Raw genomic sequence first — 24,271 nt, forward strand, 5'->3', positions numbered from 1 at the left:
GTTCAGGTGCTCCTCTCCTGGACGGGACGGGTATGGCGTGACGACGGGTCGGGTGCCGGGCCGCCGCGACGGTGCCGCTGCGCACAGGTGCACACGAGCGCCCGGTCCGTGACGGCCGTACCGCCCGGCAGCGGGCGGGCCTGCTCCGACAGCTGCCGCAGCAGCCGCGCCGCGGACCGGCGGCTGCGGCAGCGCAGGACCGGGGCGGAGCAGGCCGCCAGCGCGGGGCGCATCCTGTGCAGTTCGCGGCCGCGGAATCCGGCGGCTTTGCGTACGAGGGCGGTGAGGCTGCGCACCGGAGGGTCGTCCGCCGCCAGGCCGACGGGCACGTAGTCCCGCGGCCGTCGCCCCAGCAGCGCGTCCCGGCGCAGTCGCAGGGAGCGGCGTACCAGAGCGGCCGCGCACAGCCACGGGTGCCGGTCGAGCAGGATCACGGTGTCGGCCCGCTCGACGCGCTGCCGTACGGTGTCGGCGAAGTTGCCGTCGATGATCCAGTACGGTCCGGCGGTGAGCCGTTCCAGCGTCCGCTCCCACTCCGGTGCCGTGGGTCTGCGCCAGCCCGGCCGCCAGTACAGGTCGTCGAGGTGGATCAGGGGCAGACCGGTGCCGGCGGCGAGGGCGTGGCTGAAGGTCGACTTGCCACTGCCCGGACTGCCCAGCACGACGATCCGGAGCGGAACCGTGTGGGTCATCGCACGACCACCGGGTCGTTCATCAGTGCGGCCACCTTCCGCATCGTGGGCGCGTCGGCGAGGGACACACGCAGGCACCCCTCCAGTCCGGGCACGTCGTCGAGCGGACGGATGCGGACATCGTGGCTGTCCAGGTGGCGTGCCATCCGCGCGGGCACGGCGCGGTCACCGGTCCGGAACGTCACGAAGTTGCCGCCCGGGTGCAGAGCGCTCCACCCCGGGTGCCCGGCGAGGACCTCCCGGACGAAGTCCGAGCGGATGGCCCGCACGTCGCGCCATACGTCGGCGAACCTGTCCCGGTCCTCCAGGACGGCGTGCAGCAGTGCCAGTGCCGTGGCCGAGACAGTGCTGTCGGGCCGGAACCGGGACAGGTAGGAGACGAGCGCCGGTGAGCCGAAGACCGAGGCGATGCGCGCCCCGGCGAGCCCGAAGGTCTTGGAGTACGAGCGCACGACGAGCAGGTGCGGCGACGAGGCGACGAGCGGGACGTGGGTGATGCCGGTGAAGGCGCCGTAGCACTCGTCGACGACGAGCAGGTGGCCGGAACGCCGTGCCTGTTCGGCCGTCTCCCTGATCTCCGCCGGTGACAGGGCGAGGCCGGACGGGCTCGCCGGGTTGGTGATCACCACGACCGCCGGGGGGTGGTTCGCCATCGTGTGGTGCAGCTCGGCCAGGTCCAGTCGGGGGGCCGCGGCCTCCAGTGCGGCGCAGCCCACTACGGGCACGGCGCGCAGGGCGGCGTAGTACCGCCAGCTCTCGAACGCCGGCTCGTGCAGGATCAGGCCCCCGCCGCCGGCCGCCAGGGCGTCCACGACGAGGCCCACGGCAAAGTCGGAGCCGGCGGTGAGCAGGATGCCGGACGGCTCGTGGCCGTGGTGGTCGCCTAGCGCGGCCAACAGGTCCTGCTGGTAGGGGTAGTACATCAGGTCGGCGGCGGTGAGCCGGTGCGCCGCCGCCGAGACGAGTTCGGCCGCCACCGGGTGGCGCAGTTCGCAGCTCTTGAGGTTCAGCACACCGGCCCGTTGCCGCCGCGGCTGCCACGGCAGGTCCCATACGTCCGAGCGCGTGGGGAACGGCACGGCGTCCGCGAGCGGTACGGCCGTCGGCGCGCTCATGCGCCGCTCCGGGCGGCGGCCACGGGTATCCGCTCGTACACGGACGTCACCCGGGTCTCGCGGCCGAACAGAAAGTCGTAGAGGCCGTCGTCCGGGGCGTGTTGCGGGTCGGCGATCAGGTGACGGTTGTACCTGCTGATCTCCATGGGGGTCATCGAGGGGGTCATGTCGTGCAGTCGCGTGTACATCGTGGGGCGGAAGCGCGCGCCGACCTGCTCCACCAGTTCCCGCGTGCGCGTGGCTCCCTCCGCTCCGGTACCGGGCAGGCCGATGATCACGAAGGCGTTGAGCTCGATTCCGGCCCGGGCGCATTGCTCCGCGAGCTCCCGGAACCGCTTCTCCTGGATCTGCTTGGCCCGGGGCAGGGAGCCATGGCCGTCGGGTTCGAGGGTCTCCAGGCCCACGGAGATGCGTACGCAGCCCGCCCGGCCCATCAGCTCCACCAGGTCGGCGTCGAGGTGGTGGACCGTCGTGGCGCACTTCCACTGCAGCGACAGGCGGTCGGCCAGGAAGCGTTCGCACAGCTCGCGCACCCACCGCTTGTCCAGCGTGAAAGTGGGCGCGTAGAACGAGACGTACTCGAACGTCAGGGCCCGTCGGCTCTCCTCGATGTACGCGACGGTGGCGTCGACGGACAGCCGCCGCTCGCGGAGTCCGAAGATCTCGTGCACCTCGCAGAACTCGCAGCCGATGGGGCAGCCGCGGGCCGCCGGGACCACCAGTTCCCGGCGGAACGGGATGCCGCAGAACTTGTCCTCGTCGCGCGCGTAGAGCCGGTCGTAGTGCTCGTACGGGATCTCCCGCACATCGGGCAGCGTCCACGCCTCGGGGGCCAGGCTGTCCCCGTCGCGCGACGGCGGTTCCCACCGGTCCCCGTCGCGTACGGCGACGCCGGGCAGCGCGGCGTGGGGTGTGCCGGCGGCGAGGGACTCGACGTAGTGCGCGACGCCCGCCTCGTAGTCGCCGGACTGCACGATGGCGTCCAGCCCGTACCGCTGGAAGAAGCCGGGGTTCATGCTGCTCAGGCGGCCGAAGGTGATCAGCCGGCTGGCGGGGGACAGTTCGCGGGCGTAGGCCGTGAACCGTTCGAAGCCGTCGACGGCGTCGAAGTCGTTCATCATGGCGATGACGTCGTACCGGCCCTGGTAGAGGAGATCGCCGATCGCCTTCCAGTGGGTGTTCAGCACACCGGCGTCCCGTACGTCGACCCGCTCCACCGACGGCAGCCGGCGCAGATGCCCGGCCGTCATGTACAGCGGGGTGTGGTGACCTGCGTTGAAGTAGCTGGGGACGTGGGGCGGCCAGATGACCAGGACTCTCACAGGGAACTCCTTCGGCATGGCGCAGAGGAAGGGCGGGAGGGGCCATGCGGTGCGATGTGCCGACGTGTCGTCAAAGCTAGCCGCGGCCGGCCGGTCGATCAGCGGGTGTTTCTCTGGGCGGAACGGATTTCCGGCGTCACGGACGCAGCAGTGCGTCGAGCCCGGAGAAGTTGGGACGTCCAGGATCCACCGGAACGACGTCCCAGCCGAGTCTGCGGGCCGGGGCGATGTCGTTGTCGTCGGAGTCGCCGACCATGATCCTGCGCCCGAAGGAGCCGGACGTGATCAGCTCGAAGGCGCGCGGATCCGGCTTCTTCGGCCCTCCGTCGGCGGTGAACAGGGCCCGGTCGTACACCTCGGGCACCTTGAGCTCGGTCAGGAGGCGACGCATCAGAGTGCCGGGGAGATAGCAGTTCGACAGCAGCCGGACCGTGTGCCCCGCCTCGGCCGTCCGGCGCATGGCGTCGGCGGCCGGCTCACACAGCTCGTAGCGGTCGTCGTCCTCGCATCCGAGAGCCCGCCACAGCGCCCGGTCGAGGTCGTCCGCCGGACGGACCACGCCCCGGTCGCGCAGAGCCGTCGCCAGGACGTCGCGGGTGGCCGGCTGGAGGACCGACTTGTCGACGAGCGCGGTGTACACGGTGGTGAACACCTCCTGCACCACCTCGCCGGCCGACCGCCGGTCCAGGGCGAGCACCTCGGCGACCGCCCGGGTGAATTCCTCGGGTCCCGGCATGGGGCGGTGCTCGGTGACGATCGTGCCGAAGCAGTCGAAGACCACCACCGTCGTACGGCGTGCCATGTCGTCCCCCGTGTCCGTCTCCTGGGCCGTCATGACCACGAGACCTTCTGGTGTTCGAAGCGGAAGAAGATGAGCGTCACTGCGGCGAACACGGCGGAGAAGCCGAGCAGCACCACCACGGGCAGCACCACCGCACCGGCACCGCCACCGTCGAGGACGACGGTCGAGAAGCCGCGCATCGCCCAGTAGCTGGGCACTCCCGGCGCGAGCGGACGCGCCCAGTCCGGCAGGGCGGACAGCGGTGTCAGCGCACCGCCGAGCCCGGCGAACACCAGTGCCGCGAGGTTGGCGAACACGGCCAGCTGGGAGACCGTCCGGCACAGCGACACGAGTGCCATGCCGAACATGACCACGCAGAGCGCCAGTGCCGCGCCGACCGCCACGAGCGCCGCCCAGGAACCGCTGACCCGCAGGTCGTACAGGAACCCACCGACCAGGAACACCACCGCGAGTTGCAGCATGGCAACGGCCAGCGGGACGACGACACGGCCGGCGACGACCTCGCCGGGCCTCGCGAGGCCCGCCCGGAGCCGGTCCCAGGTCTTCCATCCGTGCTCCCGGAAGACCGCGAAGCCCACCAGGTTCACCAGGAAGAACGTGAACATGACGGCCATGCCGGGTACCGCCTGCTCCGCGCCCGTCGCGCCCTCGACCTGCTCGGCCCGCAGAGCCGTACGGAACAGCGGCTGCATGAATCCCATGAGGAGCAGCGGCATCACGGTGCGGACGAGCAGGGGGGCCGGGTCGCGCAGTTGGAGCCGGATGTCGTGCCGGACCAGAGAGGCGATCCGTCCCAGCGATCCCTCACTGCTCATGTGATTCCTCCTCGGCGGCCGCGTCGTACCGGCGTCCCGTGACTCGCAGGAACACGCTGTCCAGACTGGGCTGGACGATCCTGAGGTTGACCAGCTCGCCGGCGGCCGCGCCCAGGGACTCCATCACCCGCGGAACGGCCAGATGCGGTTGTTCCACGGTCATCCGCAGGACCCGGCCGTCCCGCACTACGGGCCACGGCAGGGACAGGTCGGGCGGGCCGCCGGAGAAGGTGAGCTCGACACCGCTGTCCCCGTACTGCCGTACCAGCTCCTTCAACGTGCCTCGGGCGACCATGCGACCGCCGTTCAGCACGGCGACGGATCCGTCGAGGGTCTCCACTTCGGGCAGGTAGTGCGTGGAGTAGCAGATGGCGGTGCCCTCGGCGGCCATGGTGCGGACGAGCTGCAGGAGCTGTTCACGGGTCTGTACGTCCACGCCGGCCGTGGGCTCGTCGAGCAGGAGCAGCGGGGGCCGGTGCATCAGGGCCATCGCGGTGTGCACCCGTCGCTGTTCACCGCCGGACAGCCGGGCGGCCCGGCGGCCGAGCAGTCCGCCGAGGCCCAGGGGCTCGGCGACCTCTTCGATACGGCGGTCGGCTGCGCGGCCGCGCAGCCCCGCGAGCTCCGCGAAGAACAACAGGTTCTGACGTACCGTCAAAGGCGTGTAGACGCCCAGCTCCTGAGGGGCGAGCCCCAGCCGGCGCCGGGCCTCGTGCGGCTCCCGGACCGGGTCCTTACCGAGCACCCGGACGTACCCGGCGTCCGGACGCAGCAGCCCCGCCACGATGGACATCAGGGTCGTCTTGCCGGCGCCGTTGTGGCCGAGCAGGCCCACGATCTCACCCGGCAACACGTCCAGGTCCACCTCGCTCAGCGCCGTGATCGTGCCGTACCGCTTGGTGATGCCGCACAACGTCAGGGCGGGGCCGTCGCCCTCCCGGCGGGGGCCGGGCACGGTGAGGGGTTCAGTCGGCACGCCGGGTCCAGTTGCTCGGCATGACGTCCGGCAGCCCGAGCCGCTGCAGATGGGGCGACCAGGTGCGGGCCAGTTTGAAGCCCTTCATCAGGCCGCTGCCGGCGCGGACGTCCGGGAGTTTCTGTGCGTAGCCCAGCTGCCCTTCGGTGAGGTCGAGATGGGCGCGCAGCCGGTCCAGCCACTCCTCGCCCCGGCCCTGAGGGATGGTCTCCAGCCCGTCGGCGGCGAGCCGCAGCCCGTCCTCGACGTCCTGTTCCGGAATTCCGGCGAACGGGTCGAAGCCGGGCTGCTCCCCGGTGTAGGCGAGTTCGCCGTGGGTGCGCAGACCTCGTACGGACAAGGACAGCTGCACCAGGTCGTAGGCCATGAGTACCGCGACCTCGGGCTGCCCCGCCGATACCGCGCCCTCGACGTCCTCCAGCGCGGCACGGCACTTCAGCAACAGGCGGACCGCGCCGTGCGCTCGGAACGCCATGAGCCGGCGCAGATCCGGCAGCGGCTCGTGGGTCTGGGTGTGCGGTGCTGTCATCGTCCGGACACCTCCTCCTCCGGTGTCGCCACGCCGAGCCACAGCATGTCGTGTACGAACAGTCGCTTGATGTCAGCGGGCGGATCGGAGGCGGGCGGCCCGGACCACAGGATGTCGTCGGTTCCTTCGGGCGGCAGGTCGGTGCGAGGGATCTCCAGCGCGCGCAGTTGCCAGCGGTCGACGACCGTGCGGTCGTCCAGCCGGGCCGTTCCGATACCGGTCGCCCAGCGCAGCACGGTGTGCAAGGGCGCCTCCGGGCGGGTCAGTTCGCCGACGAGATCGAGGCAGCGGGCCACCCGGTCGAGGGGGGTGAGCGGGGGCGTGAGGACCTCGCGGAGGAGAGCGAGCGACTCCGGGTCGCCCGCGGCCTTGAGCTTCTCACCGACCCATTTCTCGGTGAAGTAGATCTGGCCGGCCGCGGCGGCCCGGGCGTTCAGGGCGGCCACGACGGCCTCTCGGCCCCGTACCGCGGCGGCCATGGGCCGGTCGTCGGCGAGCAGCCGGGCGGCGCGGGCCAGCCGGTGCGCCTCCACCGTCCACCACTGCTCCACCACCCGTGCGAGCCATGGCTCCCGCAGCCCGGCGTGCCAGCTCTCCCACGGCTCGGTGACGACGAGCTTCAGGCCGAGGGCCAGTCTGCTGGCGGTCTTGATGGTGCGACGCCGATGATTCCAGGCTTCCTGGGTGACCGTCGCGAAGCGCGGCCAGGAGCTGTCGCGGAGCCGGGCGGTACGGTCCCGGACGGCGCTGGCCTGACGGATGTTGACGTCGATCAGGGTGCCGTGCTCGTGCGACTGGATGGGGAATCTGGTGAGCTGGTCGTTCTCGACGAGCACCAGCAGGTCGAGGTCGCTGCGGCGGTTGCCGAACCCGGCCAGCACGGACCCGGCGGCCACGGCGAGTGCCGGCCGGCCGAGGCCCTGATCGGTCTCGCCGATGACGTCCGCGATGTCGAGACGGCGTTCCTCGAGGAACTCCTGGAAGCGCTTTTCAAGCACGTGCCGCTCCGGAAAGGCGGCCGGTGCAGAGGTGTGTTCCATAACGGTCTGGGGCCTCCCGGCGGCAGCTTGGCGAAGAGCGAGAGAGCTGGGGAGCGGACTCCCACGGGCCCGACAGCCCGGTCACGGTAGGCAGAACGCCGACGGTGCGGCAAGGCGCACCAGGAAGTGTTCCGGTGCGCGGAACAGGCCTTATCCGGGAGGGAGACGGCCGGTAGAACTTGCAGAGGCAGAACTGCCGCCACGGCTCGACGCCATTGAGTCATCACCTGTCACCTCATGAATCCATGTGATCCACTTCAGTGGTCGTCGTGTCGGTCGTACGCGGCGGAGGCGCCCTTCCGGCCCGTGCGCCGGACGGTCGGGCTCCCCGCTCGGGTACGGGAACGCCGAAGGCAGCGGGCGGCAGTCACCAGTAGACGCTCCTCCGCGCGAGCAGGGCGCAACCACCGGTCATCACGGCGGCTGGCGCGCGGGGAGCGGCTCGTCCAAGGGGCGTCCCGCGGACATGGCCGGGCTCATCCGCCCCGGCACGCGCTCCCCGAGCCCGTCGGGCGTACCCGTACCGCATGTCGTCCGGCCGGCTGCCCGTCGGCTGTCCAGAGTCCGGAGAGACCTGATGCACCTGCCCCTGCTCAAAGCCCTGCCGGAGGACTTCCGCGTCACCGAGGCCCTCGCCCTCGACACGGCACCGCCGGACGCCTCCACGCACACCTACCTGTTGCTGTGGAAACGGGGCCTGACCACCCATGAGGCGCTCGGCAGACTCGCCGAGGCGTTCGGTGTCGACGTGCAGGACGTGGCGGCGGCCGGGCTCAAGGACGAGGACGGCATCACGGAGCAGTTCGTCTCGGTGCGCGCCGTGCTGTCACCCGGTGACGTGGACCGCGCCAACACGCGCGGCCGTGCCGGCAGCGGCGACCGCGCCTGGCACGTGACGACGCACGGGACCGGCGCCACGGCGCTGCGGACCGGAGTGCTGGACGGCAACTGCTTCCGGCTGGTCGCACGGGGCCTGGACGCGACCGCGGCCGAGGCACTGGCCGAAGGGCCTCAACGGCACACCCACTACTTCGTCAACTACTACGACACGCAGCGCTTCGGCGTACCGGGCGGACCCAAGCAGACGCATCTGATCGGCGGCGCCCTGCTCGCCGGCAACGAGGACTCCGCGCTGGACCTGCTGCGCCGTTCCGGGTCCGCCGAGGGTGCACGGGCGCTGGAACACCAGGGGCCTGCCGAGGAGTTCTTCAAGCTGCTGGACCCCCGTGTCCCGGTGTTCTACCGATGCGCGCACGCCTCGTACGAGTGGAACGCGCAGGTGCGATCCCTGCTCCAGGAGGCCGCGGGCCGCGACGTGACCCTCGTCGAGCGGGAGGGCCTGCCCTACGCCTTCGCCACCACGCGCGAGGCTGTGCTCGCCCTGGCGGCGCGCTGCCCGGAGCTGGACTACGTGCGCTACCGCTGGACGGACGGGAAGTGCGTACGCAGCACAGCCGCCCGCCCGACCGTGCTGCAGACGCACATCTCGGTGCACCGCGTCGAACCGGACCCGCTGCACCCGGGGCGGTTCGCCTGCGCCCTCTCGTTCTTCCTGCCGTCCGGTGGCTACGCGACGGCTGCGGTTCACCAGTGGTTCGTGCAGACCCTCGGCGCGCCGGCGGACGGCGTGCCGGACGCCGGGGTGGCCGCGGCCGTGCCGGCGGGAAGCGGGCGGCGCGCGTGAGCGCGGCACCGAGGAGCGCAGGCGCGGGCCCGGACGCGCGAACCGTGCTGGGCCGGGTGCGGGCGCACCTTTCGCCGGGGCTGGCCCTCGTGTACGGCATGAACGGGGCCGGCGCGGTCGAGTCGCGTGGGGGCGGGGCCAGGATCGTCCTCTCCGACGGGCGGTCCGCACTGGACTTCGGCAGTTACGCGGTCACGCTGCTCGGGCGCGGGCATCCGGACGTCCTGAGCGCGGTCCGCGGGGAACTGGAGGCGATGCCGGTCTCCACCCGCGTCCTGGCGAACGGCACGACGGCCGGGTTCGCGGCCGAGCTGGTCGAGTACACCGAGCCCGATCGGCTGACCAGGGTGTGGCTGGGTCTCAACGGGTCCGACGCCGTGGAGGCCGCGCTCAAGCTGGCCCGGCTCGCCACCGGTCGTACCCGGGTCGTCGCCGTCGAGGGCGCCTACCACGGGAAGTCGCTGGGGGCGCTCGCCGCCACCTGGAACCGGCGCTACCGGCAGTCCCTGGAACCCCTCCTGGGCGGGGTGACGCACATCCCCGCCGACCCGGAGGCGGTGCCCGGCGCCTTCGCGGACGGGGACGTCGCCGCCGTGATCGTGGAGCCGGTGCAGGGCGAGGGCGGGGTGAGAGCACTGTCGCCGGCGTTCCTTGGCGTCCTGGCCGCCGCCGCCCGAGAGCACGGGGCGTTCGTGATCGCCGATGAGATCCAGACGGGGCTGCGCCGGTGCGGGGAGCGGGCGTTGAGCGTCACCGCCGGTCTGCGGCCCGACGCGGTGCTGTTCGGCAAGGCACTGGGCGGAGGTGTCCAGCCGCTGTCCGCGCTCGTGGCGACCGAGGAGCTGTACAGGCCGCTGGCCACCGACCCGTTCGTACACACCTCGACGTTCTCGGGCCACCCCCTCGCTGCCGCGGCCGGCAGCGCCGCGTTGCGTGCGGTGGAGGCACTCGCGCCCCGGGGCGAGCGGCTGACGGCTCTCATGGCGGAGGGGCTCCGCCGGATCGCCCACCGTCATGCCGGGCTGATCACGGGGGTACGCGGCCGGGGCCTGCTGTGGGGCGTCGAGTTCGGCCCGGGCGGTGCGGCCGGTGACGTCCTGCTGGAGCTGAGCCGGCGCGGGCTGGTGGTGTCCCCGTGCCTGGGCCGGCCGGAGGTGATCCGCCTGCTGCCGCCGATGGTGGCCACCGACGAGGAGGTCGAGGAGGCGCTCGACCTCCTGGACGCGACCTGCGCGGCGGTCCCCGACGAATTCCGTTCCGCCGCACGAAACGCGTCCGGCGCCGGCCCGGAACCCCGCGGTAGGTTGCCGGAGGACGGCGCCCCCGCGGTCCCGGCCGCCGGTCCGGGGACCGGCGCCGAGGGGGCCGCCTCGGCACGGCACGCGGGGGGCAGGGCATCGGTGCCCGGCCGTTTCCGTGTGCGATGAGGAGTGGAACACCATGGCTCGCGACAGGAGCTACGAGGAATTCGCCGTCCAGTACGACCGGGGCAGCGCCGACAACATCTACAACACGCTGCTGGACCGCCCCGCGGTGCAGAGCAAGTGCCCGCCACTCGCGGGGCGGCGCGTGCTCGAGGCCGGATGCGCGGGCGGCCGGCTGACCGAGTGGCTGGTGGACCAGGAGGCGGCCGAGGTCGTCGCGCTGGACGCGAGCCCCACCCTGGTGAAGCTGGCCCGTGAACGGCTGGGTGACCGCGCCGGCGTACGGGTGCACGACCTGCGCGAGCCGCTGGACTTCCTGCCGGACGCGTCCGTGGACGTCGTGGTGTCTTCCCTCACGCTGCACTACGTGGAGAACTGGGTTCCGGTGCTGTCCGAGTTCCGCCGCGTCCTGGCACCTGGTGGCACTGTCGTGATCTCCACGCACCACCCGCTGAACGACTTCGAGATGTCCCCCAGCGGCGACTACTTCCGCGTGGAGGAACTCCGTGACGAGTGGCCCAGCTTCGGACCGCCCACCCCGGTCGTCCGGTTCTTCCGGCGTCCCCTCGGCCGCATGATCGCCGATGTGCACGGTGCCGGACTCGTCCTGCGGGAGCTGTCAGAACCGCGGGCGGACCCCGCACGCCGGGAGGAGTTCGGCAAGAGGTTCGACAAGTTGTCACGCAAGCCGTGGTTCCTCGTCCTGGTGCTCGGTCATCCGGGCGGCCCGGCGGAGGACGGGACGGCACACACCGCCGGGTGACGTCGCCCGGCCGACCACACCCCAAGGAGCAGCCGCGTGCTGAACACCCCATCCGCCGTGGCCGTCGTGGACGGCGGCCGGCCCGACGACCGGCGCACGCCCGACGCGGCGGCGTACTGGACCGTCCTCGGGGGGCCGGCCGTCCCGCGCCCCACCCTCATGATGGGCGGCTTCAAGCACCTGCTCGTGCCGGTGCTGGCCGCCGCCTGCCTCGCCGACCGTCCGTGGAGCGTCGCCAACGCCCCGCGAATCGAGGACCGCAGGCTTCTGTCCGCGATGCTCCGGCATCTCGGGGCGACGGTGGACGACGACGGGCCCCGCGTCACCGTCGACGCCTCCGGCCTCAACGGAGCCCGCATTCCGGCGCACTGGAGCGCGGGCATCCACGGGGGCGTGTACCTGCTGCCGACGGTGCTCGCGGCGCGGGGCGAGGTGGCCTCGGGCCGGCACGGCGGCTGCGCGATCGGGGGCGGGACGCAGGGCTCCCGCCCGCTGTCCCACATCGCCGCGGTACTGGAGCGGTTCGGTGCCGTGTGCGAGGTGGGCGCCGAAGAGTTCCGCGCCACGGCGCCCCGGGGCGGGCTGCGGGGCGCTCGGATCGACCTCGCGGACTTCGCGGAGCGCGAGCCCCGCGCCGGGACTCCCACCGGTCCGCACTACTCGGGTGCGACCAAGACGGCGCTGCTCGCCGCGGTCACGGCACGGGGAACGACAGTGCTGGACAACCCCTACCCGAAGCCGGACGCGATGGAGCTGGCGCGGGTGCTGGGCGAGGCCGGGGCGCGGATCGAGGTGTCCCGCGGACGGATCACCGTGGAGGGCCTGGGCGGCCCGCTCGGCGGTGCGGACGTCACGCTGCCGTCCGATCTGATGGAGGTCGTCACGTTCATCGCGTGGGCGGTCCATCTGCGCCGGGAGCTGGACCTGCGGCTGGAGCGGTCCGACGTGGTCCGGTCGGGGCTCGCCCCGGAGCTGGAGTGCCTCGCCGCGATGGGCGTGCCGCTGGCCTGGGAGGGGCCGCTGCTGCGGATCAGGCCGCCGGAGCGCCTGCGGGGCACCGACGTCCTGGCCGCCTCCCACCACGTGTACAGCGACGCGGGCCCGCTGTTCGCGCTGATGCTGCTGGGAGCCGACGGATCGTCACGGCTGACGGACGGCGTATGGGAGAACCGTTTCGGCTATGCGGAGGGCCTGCGGAACATGGGCGCCGTGCTCGACCGGGTCGGAAACGAGCTGCGCATCACCCCCGGTCCGCTGAAAGCCTCCCCGGAACCCCTGGTGGCCGGTGACCTGAGGGCGGCCGCCACCCTGCTCCTCGCCGCGCTGGGCACCGGCGCCCGGCACCGGCTGCACGGCGTCGGCCATCTCGCCCGGGGCTACGAGGACCTGCCCGCGAAACTCACCGCGCTGGGAGCGCACATCGACGTGCCCGAGGAGACGGGGGAATCCGCATGACAGCCACCGCAGTGCTCGACCGGGACGCCATCGCCCGCACGGCCATGGCCCGCGACCCCTTCGTCTGGGGACTGGTGGCGGACTCCGTGCCCGGCGCGCCGACTCGTCGCCGTCTCGCCGAGGAGTTCCCCGCCGAAGGCTTCGTGCTCACCGAGCGCGCCGGCGGCACCGCGGCGGGCAAGGGCTACCGCACGTGGAACCTGCCGCTGGTGCAAGGCGGCGTCGCCGTACCCGAGGGCATGCGCCGGCTGACCGGGCTGTGGCAGAGTTTCGTCGCGTCCTTGCTGGACGACGGCTACCGCACGGCGGTCGCCGAAGCCACCGGCCGGGACCTCGACGGATGTGCCCTGGAGGTGCGCGCCGTACGGTACGGCTCCGGGTCGTGGATCGACCCGCACACCGACCGCGCCGACAAGGTCGTCACGCAGACCTGGTACTTCAACGAGGGCTGGCGCCCGGAGTGGAGCGGAGCGCTGCGCATCCTGCGCTCCCCCGCCGTGGACGACGTCGCCGCCGAGGTCATGCCGGGGCTGACCGACTCGGTCCTGCTCGTTCCCTCGCCCGACTCGTGGCACACCGTGATGCCGGTCGCCGGCGGCGCGGAGCAGGACCGGCGCGTCCTGCTCGTGCACTTCGTGTCCGAGGAGCGCACCACATGGTGACCCCGGTGCCGGGCCGCCAGGGCGACACCGAGCAGACCCGGGTGCAGCACCGCTACCACCGTGAGCTCTTCCCCGCCCTGCACGACTGGGAGAGGACCGAGGCCTCCATCGTCGAGTTCACCGGGGAGAGCGGACCCAAGGGGCTGTTGGGCCTGGACCAGATGGGTCACTTCGGCCCCCAGGGCTGCGATCTCGTCAGCGGTCTCGTCCGGGAGGCGTTACCGGACGCCGTGCTGACCGTGGGCGAACTGGGCAGCGGGTTCGGCGGCGCGCTGCGGTACCTGGCGGACGCGCTCACCGCCGGCGGCGCCGGCGTGGCGCGGATGTACGGCATCGACCTCGTCCCCGAGCACTGTGCGGTGAGCCGGCGCATCAGCGCCGCCCAGGGGCGCTCGGACGTGACCGAGATCTGCGCCGACGCGACCGACGTGCCGCTGCCCGACGGGGCGCTCGACGTGGTCGTCGTGACCGGTTCGATGCCCCACTTCCCGCACCCGGGCGCGGTGTTGCGGGAGGCGGCCCGCCTGCTGCGTCCGGGCGGACTGTTCGTGGCCACCGAGGAGGTGAGCCTCGCGCCGCCGGACCGGGAGCCGTCCGCCGCCTTCCGCGAGGTGCATCCGCCGGACGTCTTCCATGTGACGCCGCTGCCGGACCGGCTGCGGCAGCTGCGCGAGGCCGGGTTCGCCGACGTGGAGCGCAGGGACCTGCGGGGGTGGGCCGTCGCGCTGCTGGCGGACCGGCTGAAGGTGGTGCGGCTGTTCCACGGGAGCGTCGCCAACATCTACGGCAAGGAACCGGTGGAGCTCATCCGGCGCACGCTCACCACCGCCCGGGAGGAATACCTGGCCGGGCGGCTGCTTCCGTCGCTGCTCACCGCACGCCGCGCGAAGGACGCCTGACGTGACGTCAGAACCGCCCGGCCTCCGGACGGCGACCGCCCGATGGGGGCCGGTGGCCTGGTCGTACACGGCCGACGACGAGGCCGAGACCGCACGGGTCGCGGCGCACCTCGTGACGTCCCCGCCCTCCCCGTGGCCCTCGCACGACCGCGTCGGGCTCCGTGTCCGCTCGACGCGGGACCCGGCGGCTCTGGACCGGCTGGAGCGGGTGGCGTCGGGCCCGGCCCAGAGGCTGCGCGAGGAGAACTACCGGCGTGCCCCGGACGGGACGTGGGTGCGCTGCGGCGACCGTCCGGCGGACGCGGAGGAGCCGGGACTCCCCCGGCACTCCGTCGGCCACCGCGACGGGCGGTGGACGATCCTGCATGACGACGACAGCGGCCCCGAACAGCGCGCCCGGGTCGGGGAGATCGTGCTGCGCGCCCTGGTGGCGGCCGCTGTCGCTGCGCTCGGGGGCCTGACCGTGCACGCGTCCGCCGCGACCGGCCGGGACGGGCGGGCCGTCGTGTTCCTCGGCGACTCCGGTACCGGCAAGAGCACGCTGGCCCTCCACCTCGCCCGAGCGGGAGGCCGCTTCCTCAGCGGCGACCGGACCCTGCTGGTGCCGGGACCGGGTGGCTGGTGGGCCGTCGGGGCCGGGCTGTTGCCCCGCTACCGCTGGGGCACGCTCGAGCGGCTCGGCCTGGCGGGGCGGGTGCGTGACGCGACCCTGCTGCGCCACGGCGACGGCCGTGGCCGGGTGGCCGACCTGCCTCGGACACCGGCCAAGGTGATCTTCACGCCGACCGAGTCGGAGCACGTCCTGGGCGCCCGTACCGCCGACTGCGCCCCGCTCGGCGGGCTGGTCGTGCTGTCACCGGCCGGGGGCGACGCGCCTGTAGCGCGTGGGCTCACCCCCGAGGTGACGGCTGCGGCCGCCTGGGCGCACCTGCTGCCCTCCGACGCCGGCTGTCTGGCCCGACCGTGCCCCGGCCGTCCCGCCGGGGCCGGAGACCTCCCGGGCCCGGCCGAGGGGGTGGCCGGGTGGGGACTGGAATGGGATCCTGTCCGCCACCGGGCCGAGGACGCCCTGAGCCACGTCCTGGCGGACGCGCCCGGGGCCGCACCGTCCGCCCGCCGAATCACCGCGCCGTGACGGGCGCGTGGGGGGCGCCGGCGGTGGCCGGCGCCGCCGTCCTGCGGGGCGCGGCATGCGCGACGGGCGTCCTGCTGCTCGCGCACCCGCCGGGTGCCGTGCTCTGGTGGCTGACCGGCTGCTGGCTGCTGTACCGGGCCGGGACCGCCCTGGGCACCGCCGCGCTGGCCCCTACCGCCCGCGCCCTGGACCGGGCCGCCCGCAACCGGCTGCTGCGCGCCGTGCAGCGGCTCAGCGCGGACGCCGGCCGCCGGGACCCCCTGCCGGTGCGGGACCACTTGTACGCAGCGGCGGGCGTCGCGATCCGCTGGGAGCCGAAACCGGGTGCGGCCGTCGCCGTCCTCGCGGAGCTGACCGGCTCGCTGCTGACGCTCGCGGGAGTGTGCGCTGCCATCGCCGTCGTCGACCCCGCCCTGGCGGCCGGTCCGGGCCTGTGCGCCGCTCTCGCGCTCGGCCTGGTGGTGCGGCCCCGGAGGCTGCGCGCGCGGGGGTCCGGACGAGCCGGCTGGACCGCCCGCCGCCGCGAGGCGCGGGCCGTCGCCGTGCTCGCCGGTGTGCTGGCCGGCTGTGCCGCGCTCGTTCCGGTGTTCGGGGCCGTGCGCCGGCCGGACGCGGCAGCGGGCCTGGTGCCGGCCGCGGTCCTCCTCGCCCGCTTCGTGTACGGCCTCGCGACGGTGGACATGACCGCCGTGCGGCACCGGCGGGTGACGTGGCGTCATCTGCGGGAAGCCGAACGGGCAGCGGTACCGGGCGGCGAAGAGCAGCCGGCCACGCCGGCCGGGGTCGTCGTGGTCCCGGTGCGGCCCAGTCGCCTGGGCTTCGCCGACCTCGCCGAGAACGTGCACCTGGGCGCCCTGGGCCCGGACGACTCCTTGCCGGAAAGGCTTCCCCGCACCGTACGGCTGTGCCACCTCGAGGAACTCGCGCGCTCCCTGCCGCACGGATGGCACACCGTGCTGTCCGGCGAGTTCTCGAAGGGTGTCGACCTGGAAGAGGAGGCGTGGCGGCGGATCATGGCCGCCCGGGTGAGCGCCCTGCTGGAGCTGGGTGCGACGGAGGTGCTGCTGCCCGGGGAGCCCGACCCCCTCCTGGCCGCGGTGCTGGCCGACTGGAGTTCCCGCACGGATAGGCGGGTGCGGTCGTCGGCCACGCCCCGCAGGGCCGCGCCGGACCTGGCCGCGCCCGAGGAATCCGTACCCGGCGGGGCCACCCCGGACAGGGCCGTACCCGACGGGGCCACCCCGAACAGGGCCGTACCCGACGAGGTCGCATCGTGAAGGGCACGTGGCTGACGACGGTGGTCGCCGGGCTGCTGGGCGCGGCGGCGGCCCTGCTGGGCGCCGCCGCGGGCCTGGTGGCCCACGCGGCGGGCTCCGGTGGCGCCCTGGGGCCGCCGCTGTGCGTGCTCGCCGTCGCATTCTGCTGCGCCCGCGCCGCGGGCCGCCGGCCGGGCGTCCGCGCCACCGCCGTCCGGGCGCCGGGGCGCGTCCTCGGGCGCCGAACGCCGTCGGTCCGTCATGTGGTGGACCGGGCCGTACGGTTGGGGGTGGCCTTCGTGGTGCACCCGGCTCTGCCGCTGGCCCTGCTGCCGCTGTGTCACTCAGTGCCGGCCCCTGCGGCGCCGGCGCTGAGCGGGCCGGACGCCGACGCGGCCCGCGCGGTGCGCCGCGTCGTCCGCACCGCGACGGAGGACGCCTGGGCCGGCCCGTCCGGGGCTGTGCTCGTCCCGCTGCTGCTGCGGCGCCACGCGGAGTTCTCCGCCCGCGTGGCGACGGCCACGGCCCGGGCCTCGCGCCGCGCCGCCGCCGACGGCGTGCGCGCCCGCCTGCCCGTGCTGTACGCCCTCGTGCTCTCGGCCACGGTGCTCACCCTGGCCGGTCCTGTGCAGGCCGGCCCCGGTGAAGCCGTCACGGCGCTCACCGTGTTCGTCACGGTGATCACGACGCCGCTGAGCAGTGAGGACGAGAGCGGACGTCCGGGCGGCTGACGGCGCCCCGTCAGGCGTCACTCGGACCGGGCTGCCATCCGCGTGCCTGCGCCCACCCGTCGGCCCGGCGCATCAGCTCCCACACCACCGCGGACTTCTCCGCGGTGTAGGCACGCCGGTCCGTGCCGTACCGCTCCGCCAGCAGGGATTTCCGCTCTCCGTACCACTCCGCTTCCGCGGGGCGGTCCCGGAGGTAGTCGCGCAGCAGCAGGCAGAACTGCTCCGCGAAGCTGCCCGCCCGCCGGACGTGCACATGGGTGCGGGGGCCGGACGTCTCGCGGAAGTACCGCTTGGTCAGGTCGGGGTCGGCCGCGCGGAACTCGAAGCCCAGCGCCTCCAGCGGCCCGCGGAAGGCAGCGGGTTCGAACGCCTCGACGGAGACCTGCACGTCGATCACGGGCTTCGCCCTCAGACCCGGCACCGCGGTGGAGCCGATGTGGTCGATGCGCAGCGCGACGTCCCCGAGGGCGGCACGCAAGCGGAAGCCCAGCTCCGCGAAGAGAGTCGGCCAGGCGTCGCGGTACTCCACGATCTCGATCACGCACCGCACCCTATCCGTGCCGCCGGACGCTTCACCCGCCCCGCCGTTCCGTGAGGCGGAACGAAACGGCGGATCGCGCGGATCCCTGTTCCACGTGAGGGAACACCGCCTTCTCCGGCTCCCTGCGGTCGGACACCATCACACCGTCAGGACCCGCGGAGCCTCCGTGCACCACGCCCCCCGACGAAGGAGGCCCATGGCCGTCGCCGTATCACCCGAGACCGGCCCACGCCCGCATCCGGCCGCCGTCGAGACGTTCCGGCTTGCTCTTCCACCGGCCGAAGTGACCGTGCACAGTACGCTGCCCGGACTCCGGGCGGCGATCAGCTCGCTGGTGCACCCCCTGTTCGAGGTGAGCGACACCGTGTCGCCGGCCGCGCCCCGCCTGACCGTCACGGCCCGGACCCGGGAGGGCACCCCGCCCGGCCCACCGGAGAGGGGCACCGCCCCACAGCTGTTGGTGCACCCTGATGGGCCCCGCTTCGTCATCCTGGAGCGCACCGCCGACCGGATCGTGCTCCTGCGCGACGGCGAGGCCGACAGTGCGCCGCTCGTCGTCACCGCCACGCCCGGCGCGGCAGAGGTGGCGGCCGAGGCGCCCGATGCCGGGCCCGCCTCCGTACGGGCCGTCGTCCGCTTGCTCGGCACTCTTATCGGCACCCAACTCACCGGTCGTGGGGCGGTGTTCCTGCACGGATCGGCCGTGGCCGTCGACGGCTCCTCGGTGATGATGCTGGGGCCCAGGCACCGCGGCAAGTCGTCGCTGGCCTTCCTCGCCGTCACGCTGTGCGGCGCTGACTTCGTGTCCGACGACACCCTCGTCGCCTGGGCGCCGCGCGCCGGCTCCCCGCCGGTGCTGCGCGGCTGGCCCAAACGCGTAGGCATCGCCACGGCCCTGCTCGCCGGTCATCCCGCCCGAGGCGCCTTCGAGCGCGCGTCGCTGCGCCGCCACGGTTCCGGCACGCCACGGGTGCCTGCCGACGCCGAGTGGAGCACCGCCCCCGACGGCCGGAAGCGGCTCTTCACGGATCTCGACGAGTTCACGGCGCTGACCGGGGCCGGCGTGGCCACGGGCACCCGCCCGGCGGGTGTCGTGCTGCCGCGGGCTGAGCGGGACCGCAAGGGCTGGGCCGTCGAACCCGTCACCGACCGGCGCGAGATGCTGGACGGCGCCCTGCTGTCGGGGCCGGACCTGCGGCACTTCACCGATTACCTCGGCCTGCTGCCCCGTCCGCGCCCCGAGCCGGTCGTCCGCGCGGACGTCCTCGCGGCCCTCGGTGGCCTGCCCTGCGTGACGGTCCGCTACGGTCCGGACGTCAACGCCGACTTCCCCCGGTTCTGGGACGAGGTCACCGCCGCGCTCGCCCTGCCGGGTCGGGCCCTGTGAGCGGCGCCGTGTCCTCTGCACCGGGTGTCAACTACCGCATGCCGCGGGCGTCCGGTCTGCGGCAGGGCATTCTGCACCGGTCCGGTGACCTGACGGCGATCACGGCGGAGGAGGCCGGCGTCCTCGTGGCACGGCACGGCCTGGGCTCAGTACTGGACCTGCGCTCGGACGCCGAGGTGGAACGTTACGGACCGCCGAGCGGGCTGCTCGCCCACGGCGTGCGCTGGCTGCGCGCACCGCTCACCGGGTACCCGCGTGACACCATCGCCGCGCGGCGGCCCGGCGTGGCCGACCGCACGCGTTATCTGCACGGCATCCTGACCGAAGCGGAGCCCGGCAGTTGGCCGCGCCTGTTCCGGACGCTCGCCGGGGCGGCGGACCGCCCGTTCCTGCTGAGCTGCCACTTCGGCAAGGACCGCACCGGTGTGGTGGTGGCCACCCTGCTGGCGCTGGTCGGCGCGCCCCCGCACGAGATCGCCGCGGACTACGCCGCCGGCATGGCCGACCTGATCGCCAAGGCCGACCGCTTCCGGGACAAGTGGCTGCGGCGCGGCCACACCCGCGAGGACTACCTCTCCCGGCTGCACACCTCGCCGGTGACGATGGAGCGCTGGCTGGCGGAGGTGACCGCTCGTCACGGGGGCGTCGAGGGAGCGATGGAGGAGCTGGGCGTGGCTGCGGACGACGTGTCGCGGGTGCGCCGGCTGCTGGCCGCTCAGGCGCCCGCGGCCGTGTGTCCCGGGCAACCGGCCGGCGCGGGAGACGTACCGGAGGGCCTTCGATGAGCGTGTACGCACCGGGGGACGGCGTCCGGGTGCGGACGCCGGTGCCGGACGAGCTGTGGCACGAGATGCTCGCCGAGTCCGACCATGACGTGCTGCCGAGCCAGACGCCGGGATGGCGGGCGGCCGTATGCGCGCACGGCTGGCGGGACGCGACGCGCCTCTACACCTGGCCCGACGGCACCAGATTGCTGGTGCCTCTGGTGCGGTCGACCGCCGGGGCCCGTGCGGAGTACGCGTCGTGGCCGGTGGGGTGGGGCGTGGGCGGGGTGCTCGGGGCTCACGACGCGGTCACTCCCGACCGTGCACGGGCCGTGCTGCGCGACCTGGCGGCCCTGCCCGCGGAGCGGGTCTACCTGCGTCCGCATCCGGCGTCGACGGCGATGTGGGACGCGCTCGTTCCGCCGGGCACCCGCCGCAATCCGCGGATGACGCAGATCCTCGACCTGGAGGGCGGCTTCGACCACGTGTGGCGGCACCGCTTCAAGGGCAAGCTGCGCTCTGCCGTGCGGCGGGCCGAGCGGGCGGGCCTGACGGTCGAACACGACGGCACGGGCCGGCTCCTCCCTGAGTTCGACCGGCTCTTCGAGCTGTCGCTCGACCGGTGGGACCGCCAGTCGGACGAGCCGGCGGGAGAAGTGCGCCGGCGGGTGCGGGCGAAGAACCCGACGACGAAGTTCGCCGCCGTCGCCGCCCACTTGGGCGAGAACTGCCGCGTTTGGCTGGCCCGTCACGACGGCCGGGCGGCTGCGGCGGTGGTGGCGCTCCACCAGGGACCGTACGTCGTCTACTGGCAAGGGGCCATGGACAAGGCACGGGCGGCGCCCACCTACGCCGCGCCGTACCTGCTGCACCTGGTCATCGAGGACGCCTGCGCACAGAGTGCCCGGGCGCTCCACATGGGTGACACGTACCCCGGCACGTCGGTCACCCGTTTCAAGACGGCCTTCGGCCCGGACGAGTACCACACGGCCGGCTACTGGATACCCGGGGCTGCCACCGTCGGACGAGCGCCGGTACAGCACGAGAGAGAAGGCATGAGGAGCTCATGAAGGACCGTCACTGGAGGACCCGTTACCGCGTCGGCGCGTACGAGGTGTGGGGTACCTCGCTGGACAGTGAGGAACGCCGCCGGCACGCGCCGTCCGCCCAGCCGGCCGACATCGGCCTCTATCTCGACGAGCGCTGGCGCGGCGAGACGGACGCCCGTACTCCGTACTTCGTGTACTGGCCCACGCTGGAGGCGCCGGTGGAGAGATCGCTGCTGGTGAGGCGGATCAAGGAGGCCGCCGTCGCGTTGGAGGGAGGAGCCACGGTGGAGGTGGCCTGCTTCGGCGGACACGGACGCACGGGCACTGTGCTGTCCTGCCTGGACATGGTCCTGGGCGGGGCGACGGCACAGACCGCCCTTGAGAGGATCCGGCGTGAGTACTGCGGTTACGCCGTGGGGTCGCCCGATCTCCAGAGCTTCCTCTTCGACGTCGAGAAGGAGCTGGGGCCGCGTGCCCACGAGTCGCTTCGTGCCGGGGAGGTCAGTTGAGCACACCCCTTGTCTCCTTCGGCCGCACGACGGCCGAGGACGCCCCGTTCCGCTGGTACCACGTCCGGGACACCTTCGCTCCCGCCGACGCGGAGGCGCTGCGGGAGACGTTTCCCCGGGACGGGTTCCGGATGGTCGCGCGCACTGGCATGGACAAGTCGTACGCGATGTACCACCGCCCGTTGCATTCCGTGGGCGACGAGGAGGCGGACCTCGTCGAACTCGCCGAGCCTTGGCGGCGCTTCGTCGCAGAGGTCACGGGGCCGGACTACCGGGCGGCCGTCGCCGAACTGACGGACCTGCCGGTCGAAGACGCCCCCGTCGAGGTGAACGTCTGGCGCTACGGGGCGAGTTGCTGGCTGGACCCACATGTCGACAAGCCGGAGAAACTGGTCACGCACGTCCTGTACTTCAACCATGCGTGGCCCGCGGGCCGGGGCGGTGATCTGCTGCTGCTGGGTTCCTCGTCCGGTGACGATGTGGTCCGGCGGGTCACTCCGGTGGCCAACACCGGTGTCCTCCTCGTACGGGGAGACAACAGTTGGCACGCCGTGGAGCGGGTGAGTGGCGGGACGGACGGTCCCGAACGGCTGTCCGCTCAGGTGATCTTCCACCGTGCGTGAAGGCCGGGCCCGCTGCGGGCCTGCGGGTGGGGCGGCCGGGAGGGCCGCCCCACGCTGTCAGCAGGGCCGTACGAGAGGACCGAACACAGACCGTTCGTGGTTCCGTTCGCCGCGTGTCTCCGGACAATGGGCGACATTGCGCCGGTCGTCTGTGCCGAACCGGCGGCGTATGTCCTGCTTCACGCGGCGAGTTCGGCGCAGCGCGTCGTCCCCCACGACGGCCAGCAGCAGCATGGGCCCCTCGCAGAGGTAGGCGAGCGTGAGCGGGCCGTCCGGCTCGTTCAGCTTCTCCGGGTACCAGCGCGTCGCCTGAGCCGGGGTCAGCCGGAGGTGGCCGACGGGTTCGACGGTCAGTCCCGCTTGCCGCAGCGCCCGGACCACCTCCGGGGCCAGGCCGCGGCCGACACCGTCCGGCTTGACCAGCACATGGGTGTCCCGGGCGACGTCGCAGGGTGCCGGCCGCCCGCGGTTCGTCCGGTGCCCGATGACGGACGCGAGGAAGCGCTGCACGGACCGGCTCCTCACGGCACGGGAACCAGACCGGAGGCGCTGTGCACGGCCCGTGAGAGCCCCGCCCCGGCGGCCCGCAGGTGCGCGGCCGTGCGGACCGGGTGCGTCCGCTCGGGCACCCCCGCGGTGGCGAGCACGGCGATCAGGGCACCCGAGGCGTCCAGCACAGGCACGGCGATCGCCCCGGCCTCCGGTCCGCACTGGCCGATCGCGAAGCCCTGCTCCGCAACCCTGGCCAGTTCTTCGGGTGACGGTTCGCGAGCGGCTCGGCGAGGTCCGCGCCGCTCGGCTGGGCCCGTCCCGGCGGGCGCGAGCCGGGGGTGGTGGACTCGCAGGACCTTCGCCGCCGCGCACGCCGCCGCCTCGCTCTCCGCCGGGGAGCCGGCGGCTGCGTCGGCCCCCCGGCCGCCGCGCACCCCGTCCGCTAAGACCGGGTCGAGGCCGTTCGGGATGAACAGGAACACGCTCTGCCGGGTGCGGTCGTGCATCCTCTTCAGGTGCGGATGCGCCAGTTCGCTCAGCATGCGCTGACGGGGCACGCGCGTGCCCAGCGTGAACAGACTGAGCCCGAGGCGCAGGCCCCTGTCCCCGCGTTCCAGCATGCCCGCGTCGACGAGTTCGGCGATCAGGCGGTGGGCGGTCGGCTTGGGCAGGTCGGCACGGCGCGCGAGTTCGGACAGGGCCAGCTCCGACTCCCCGGGACGGAAACAGTTCAGGATGGCGAGCCCCCGCGAGAGCATGGACCGCGCGGCGCGTGTCTGTCCGGTCAAGTGAGTGTCCTCCTGGTCGATGAGAGGGTGACGGCGGGATGGTTGCGTCTTCGGTCAGCGGCTTTTGACGACCTGAGCGGCGTGGCCGAGGCCGGCGGCGAAGCCCAGCAGCGGAACCGGGCCCCCGGTCCGGTTCCGGCCGGTGCCGATGAGCCGGGAAAGCGCCAGGGGCACGGAGGTGGCGGAGGTGTCGCCGCGCTCGGCGATGTCCCGGGCGACGGCCGCGCCGGGGCCACGAGGGCGGCGGCGAGGTGCTCGATCATGCGCGGGTTCGCCTGGTGGGTGACGAAGCCCTTCAGGTCCGGCGAGACGCCGGCGTGACGGGCGGCAAGCTGATCGTCATCGAGCGGTGGACGGCCTGCCCCTGCATGGTGACGCTGTTGTGCCGGTCGGGAATGGTGACGAGGCCGGCCCGGTCGCCGTCGCTTCCCCACACCACGGGGTGGAGCTCCATACGCTCGGCCGCGACGACGACCGCCGCCTCCTTCGCCGTCGGTCATCTTCTCCGCGCCGTCGACCGGCGATCCCTGTTCCGAGAGCCTTTCCAGGCATTCGGCCGTCGTTTTCTCCATGAGCGGCTGGAGTCCCAGCAGACGGCGTTCGGTAAAGGTGACCGTGGCGTATCTGCGCGTGCGGGAGTGTTCTCGGCCGTCGAGGCTGGTGATGGATCCGGGTGAAAGGCCGGTGATACTGAGTCGGGGCACACCGGGGCGCACCGACTCCGTGCTGCTGAACCTCGGGTCGGCAAGCACTTCGCGTCCGGGCCGGTAGTCGCTCACAGCCCACATTCCGGTTCCGTTCGGCGCCGTTGCCCACTT

Annotated in this window: 27 protein-coding genes; 15 read left to right on the forward strand and 12 right to left on the reverse strand. The window is 73.3% G+C overall.

The features are described 5' to 3' along the window. Nucleotides 1–2 precede the first annotated feature (2 nt). The 8 genes from ACFYXA_RS27055 to ACFYXA_RS27090 all read right to left on the reverse strand — a co-directional run bounded on the left by ACFYXA_RS27055 (nucleotide 3) and on the right by ACFYXA_RS27090 (nucleotide 7,249). Entirely contained in the window at nucleotides 3–692 is a 690-nt protein-coding gene (locus ACFYXA_RS27055; protein ID WP_389037387.1) for a hypothetical protein, read from the reverse strand. Continuing rightward, nucleotides 689–1,807 (reverse strand): aminotransferase class I/II-fold pyridoxal phosphate-dependent enzyme, encoded by a 1,119-nt coding sequence (locus ACFYXA_RS27060; RefSeq protein WP_389037390.1) that lies wholly within the window; start codon nucleotides 1,805–1,807, stop codon nucleotides 689–691. Before ACFYXA_RS27060 ends, ACFYXA_RS27055 begins: the two co-directional genes overlap by 4 nt. Further along, entirely contained in the window at nucleotides 1,804–3,129 is a 1,326-nt protein-coding gene (locus ACFYXA_RS27065) for a B12-binding domain-containing radical SAM protein (protein ID WP_389037392.1), read from the reverse strand. Before ACFYXA_RS27065 ends, ACFYXA_RS27060 begins: the two co-directional genes overlap by 4 nt. Before the next feature lie 136 nt (nucleotides 3,130–3,265). Further along, nucleotides 3,266–3,964 (reverse strand): HAD family hydrolase, encoded by a 699-nt coding sequence (locus ACFYXA_RS27070; RefSeq protein ID WP_389037395.1) that lies wholly within the window; start codon nucleotides 3,962–3,964, stop codon nucleotides 3,266–3,268. Next, nucleotides 3,961–4,746 carry an ABC transporter permease gene (locus tag ACFYXA_RS27075; RefSeq protein WP_389037398.1) on the reverse strand — a complete coding sequence of 262 codons (786 nt, stop codon included), beginning with the start codon at nucleotides 4,744–4,746 and terminating at the stop codon, nucleotides 3,961–3,963. Before ACFYXA_RS27075 ends, ACFYXA_RS27070 begins: the two co-directional genes overlap by 4 nt. After that, nucleotides 4,736–5,722, reverse strand: coding sequence for an ATP-binding cassette domain-containing protein (locus ACFYXA_RS27080; RefSeq protein WP_389037401.1), 987 nt, complete (start codon nucleotides 5,720–5,722; stop codon nucleotides 4,736–4,738). Before ACFYXA_RS27080 ends, ACFYXA_RS27075 begins: the two co-directional genes overlap by 11 nt. Continuing rightward, nucleotides 5,712–6,251: a hypothetical protein gene (locus ACFYXA_RS27085; protein ID WP_352248845.1), complete on the reverse strand. Its 540-nt coding sequence runs from the start codon at nucleotides 6,249–6,251 to the stop codon at nucleotides 5,712–5,714. Before ACFYXA_RS27085 ends, ACFYXA_RS27080 begins: the two co-directional genes overlap by 11 nt. Further along, nucleotides 6,248–7,249 (reverse strand): hypothetical protein, encoded by a 1,002-nt coding sequence (locus ACFYXA_RS27090; RefSeq protein WP_389037405.1) that lies wholly within the window; start codon nucleotides 7,247–7,249, stop codon nucleotides 6,248–6,250. Before ACFYXA_RS27090 ends, ACFYXA_RS27085 begins: the two co-directional genes overlap by 4 nt. 619 nt (nucleotides 7,250–7,868) lie before the next feature. On the opposite strand from ACFYXA_RS27090, the gene truD reads away from it, so the two are divergent. From truD to ACFYXA_RS27135, 9 genes are read left to right on the forward strand one after another with little or no spacing between them, the layout of a single operon-like run. Continuing rightward, nucleotides 7,869–8,975 (forward strand): tRNA pseudouridine(13) synthase TruD, encoded by a 1,107-nt coding sequence (gene truD / locus ACFYXA_RS27095; protein WP_389037408.1) that lies wholly within the window; start codon nucleotides 7,869–7,871, stop codon nucleotides 8,973–8,975. Beyond that, nucleotides 8,972–10,402, forward strand: coding sequence for an aspartate aminotransferase family protein (locus ACFYXA_RS27100; protein ID WP_352248839.1), 1,431 nt, complete (start codon nucleotides 8,972–8,974; stop codon nucleotides 10,400–10,402). The genes truD and ACFYXA_RS27100 overlap by 4 nt, the downstream gene beginning before the upstream one ends. A 13-nt stretch (nucleotides 10,403–10,415) precedes the next feature. Next, nucleotides 10,416–11,162, forward strand: a complete 747-nt coding sequence (locus ACFYXA_RS27105) for a class I SAM-dependent methyltransferase (RefSeq protein ID WP_389037412.1) — start codon at nucleotides 10,416–10,418, stop codon at nucleotides 11,160–11,162. A gap of 36 nt (nucleotides 11,163–11,198) precedes the next feature. Continuing rightward, nucleotides 11,199–12,617, forward strand: coding sequence for a hypothetical protein (locus ACFYXA_RS27110; protein WP_389037415.1), 1,419 nt, complete (start codon nucleotides 11,199–11,201; stop codon nucleotides 12,615–12,617). Then, on the forward strand, nucleotides 12,614–13,279 hold the full coding sequence (locus ACFYXA_RS27115) for a 2OG-Fe(II) oxygenase (RefSeq protein ID WP_352248833.1): 666 nt from the start codon (nucleotides 12,614–12,616) through the stop codon (nucleotides 13,277–13,279). Before ACFYXA_RS27110 ends, ACFYXA_RS27115 begins: the two co-directional genes overlap by 4 nt. Then, nucleotides 13,273–14,178 (forward strand): class I SAM-dependent methyltransferase, encoded by a 906-nt coding sequence (locus ACFYXA_RS27120; protein WP_389037420.1) that lies wholly within the window; start codon nucleotides 13,273–13,275, stop codon nucleotides 14,176–14,178. The genes ACFYXA_RS27115 and ACFYXA_RS27120 overlap by 7 nt, the downstream gene beginning before the upstream one ends. Nucleotide 14,179: 1 nt before the next feature. Then, nucleotides 14,180–15,313 carry a hypothetical protein gene (locus ACFYXA_RS27125; RefSeq protein WP_389037423.1) on the forward strand — a complete coding sequence of 378 codons (1,134 nt, stop codon included), beginning with the start codon at nucleotides 14,180–14,182 and terminating at the stop codon, nucleotides 15,311–15,313. After that, nucleotides 15,310–16,590 (forward strand): hypothetical protein, encoded by a 1,281-nt coding sequence (locus ACFYXA_RS27130; protein WP_389037426.1) that lies wholly within the window; start codon nucleotides 15,310–15,312, stop codon nucleotides 16,588–16,590. The genes ACFYXA_RS27125 and ACFYXA_RS27130 overlap by 4 nt, the downstream gene beginning before the upstream one ends. After that, nucleotides 16,587–17,300, forward strand: a complete 714-nt coding sequence (locus tag ACFYXA_RS27135) for a hypothetical protein (protein WP_389037429.1) — start codon at nucleotides 16,587–16,589, stop codon at nucleotides 17,298–17,300. The genes ACFYXA_RS27130 and ACFYXA_RS27135 overlap by 4 nt, the downstream gene beginning before the upstream one ends. Nucleotides 17,301–17,310: 10 nt before the next feature. On the opposite strand, the gene ACFYXA_RS27140 is transcribed toward ACFYXA_RS27135, so the two are convergent. Next, nucleotides 17,311–17,841 carry a GrpB family protein gene (locus ACFYXA_RS27140; protein WP_389037433.1) on the reverse strand — a complete coding sequence of 177 codons (531 nt, stop codon included), beginning with the start codon at nucleotides 17,839–17,841 and terminating at the stop codon, nucleotides 17,311–17,313. A gap of 196 nt (nucleotides 17,842–18,037) precedes the next feature. On the opposite strand from ACFYXA_RS27140, the gene ACFYXA_RS27145 reads away from it, so the two are divergent. From ACFYXA_RS27145 to ACFYXA_RS27165, 5 genes are read left to right on the forward strand one after another with little or no spacing between them, the layout of a single operon-like run. Continuing rightward, nucleotides 18,038–19,228 carry a hypothetical protein gene (locus tag ACFYXA_RS27145; protein WP_389037436.1) on the forward strand — a complete coding sequence of 397 codons (1,191 nt, stop codon included), beginning with the start codon at nucleotides 18,038–18,040 and terminating at the stop codon, nucleotides 19,226–19,228. Nucleotides 19,229–19,236: 8 nt separating this feature from the next. Next, nucleotides 19,237–20,013: a tyrosine-protein phosphatase gene (locus tag ACFYXA_RS27150; RefSeq protein WP_389037439.1), complete on the forward strand. Its 777-nt coding sequence runs from the start codon at nucleotides 19,237–19,239 to the stop codon at nucleotides 20,011–20,013. Next, complete coding sequence (locus ACFYXA_RS27155; protein WP_389037442.1) at nucleotides 20,010–21,062, forward strand: GNAT family N-acetyltransferase; 1,053 nt, start codon at nucleotides 20,010–20,012, stop codon at nucleotides 21,060–21,062. Before ACFYXA_RS27150 ends, ACFYXA_RS27155 begins: the two co-directional genes overlap by 4 nt. Beyond that, entirely contained in the window at nucleotides 21,059–21,550 is a 492-nt protein-coding gene (locus ACFYXA_RS27160; protein WP_352245583.1) for a hypothetical protein, read from the forward strand. Before ACFYXA_RS27155 ends, ACFYXA_RS27160 begins: the two co-directional genes overlap by 4 nt. Beyond that, nucleotides 21,547–22,173: a 2OG-Fe(II) oxygenase gene (locus ACFYXA_RS27165; protein ID WP_352245584.1), complete on the forward strand. Its 627-nt coding sequence runs from the start codon at nucleotides 21,547–21,549 to the stop codon at nucleotides 22,171–22,173. The genes ACFYXA_RS27160 and ACFYXA_RS27165 overlap by 4 nt, the downstream gene beginning before the upstream one ends. Before the next feature lie 57 nt (nucleotides 22,174–22,230). Here the strand turns inward: ACFYXA_RS27165 and ACFYXA_RS27170 are convergent, their stop codons facing one another. From ACFYXA_RS27170 to ACFYXA_RS27180, 3 genes are read right to left on the reverse strand one after another with little or no spacing between them, the layout of a single operon-like run. Then, entirely contained in the window at nucleotides 22,231–22,683 is a 453-nt protein-coding gene (locus ACFYXA_RS27170) for a nucleoside-diphosphate kinase (RefSeq protein ID WP_389037447.1), read from the reverse strand. A gap of 11 nt (nucleotides 22,684–22,694) precedes the next feature. Further along, the gene (locus tag ACFYXA_RS27175) at nucleotides 22,695–23,453 is read right to left on the reverse strand and encodes an IclR family transcriptional regulator (RefSeq protein WP_389037450.1); all 759 of its coding nucleotides are present in this window, start codon (nucleotides 23,451–23,453) and stop codon (nucleotides 22,695–22,697) included. Nucleotides 23,454–23,507: 54 nt separating this feature from the next. After that, on the reverse strand, nucleotides 23,508–23,627 hold the full coding sequence (locus tag ACFYXA_RS27180; protein ID WP_352245587.1) for a hypothetical protein: 120 nt from the start codon (nucleotides 23,625–23,627) through the stop codon (nucleotides 23,508–23,510). A gap of 104 nt (nucleotides 23,628–23,731) precedes the next feature. Here ACFYXA_RS27180 and ACFYXA_RS27185 point away from each other — a divergent pair, with 104 nt between their 5' ends. Continuing rightward, complete coding sequence (locus ACFYXA_RS27185; protein ID WP_389037453.1) at nucleotides 23,732–24,130, forward strand: hypothetical protein; 399 nt, start codon at nucleotides 23,732–23,734, stop codon at nucleotides 24,128–24,130. Nucleotides 24,131–24,271: the final 141 nt, after the last annotated feature.

Origin of the sequence: Streptomyces sp. NPDC002566 (assembly GCF_042889585.1) — a bacterium.
Taxonomy (GTDB): domain Bacteria; phylum Actinomycetota; class Actinomycetes; order Streptomycetales; family Streptomycetaceae; genus Streptomyces.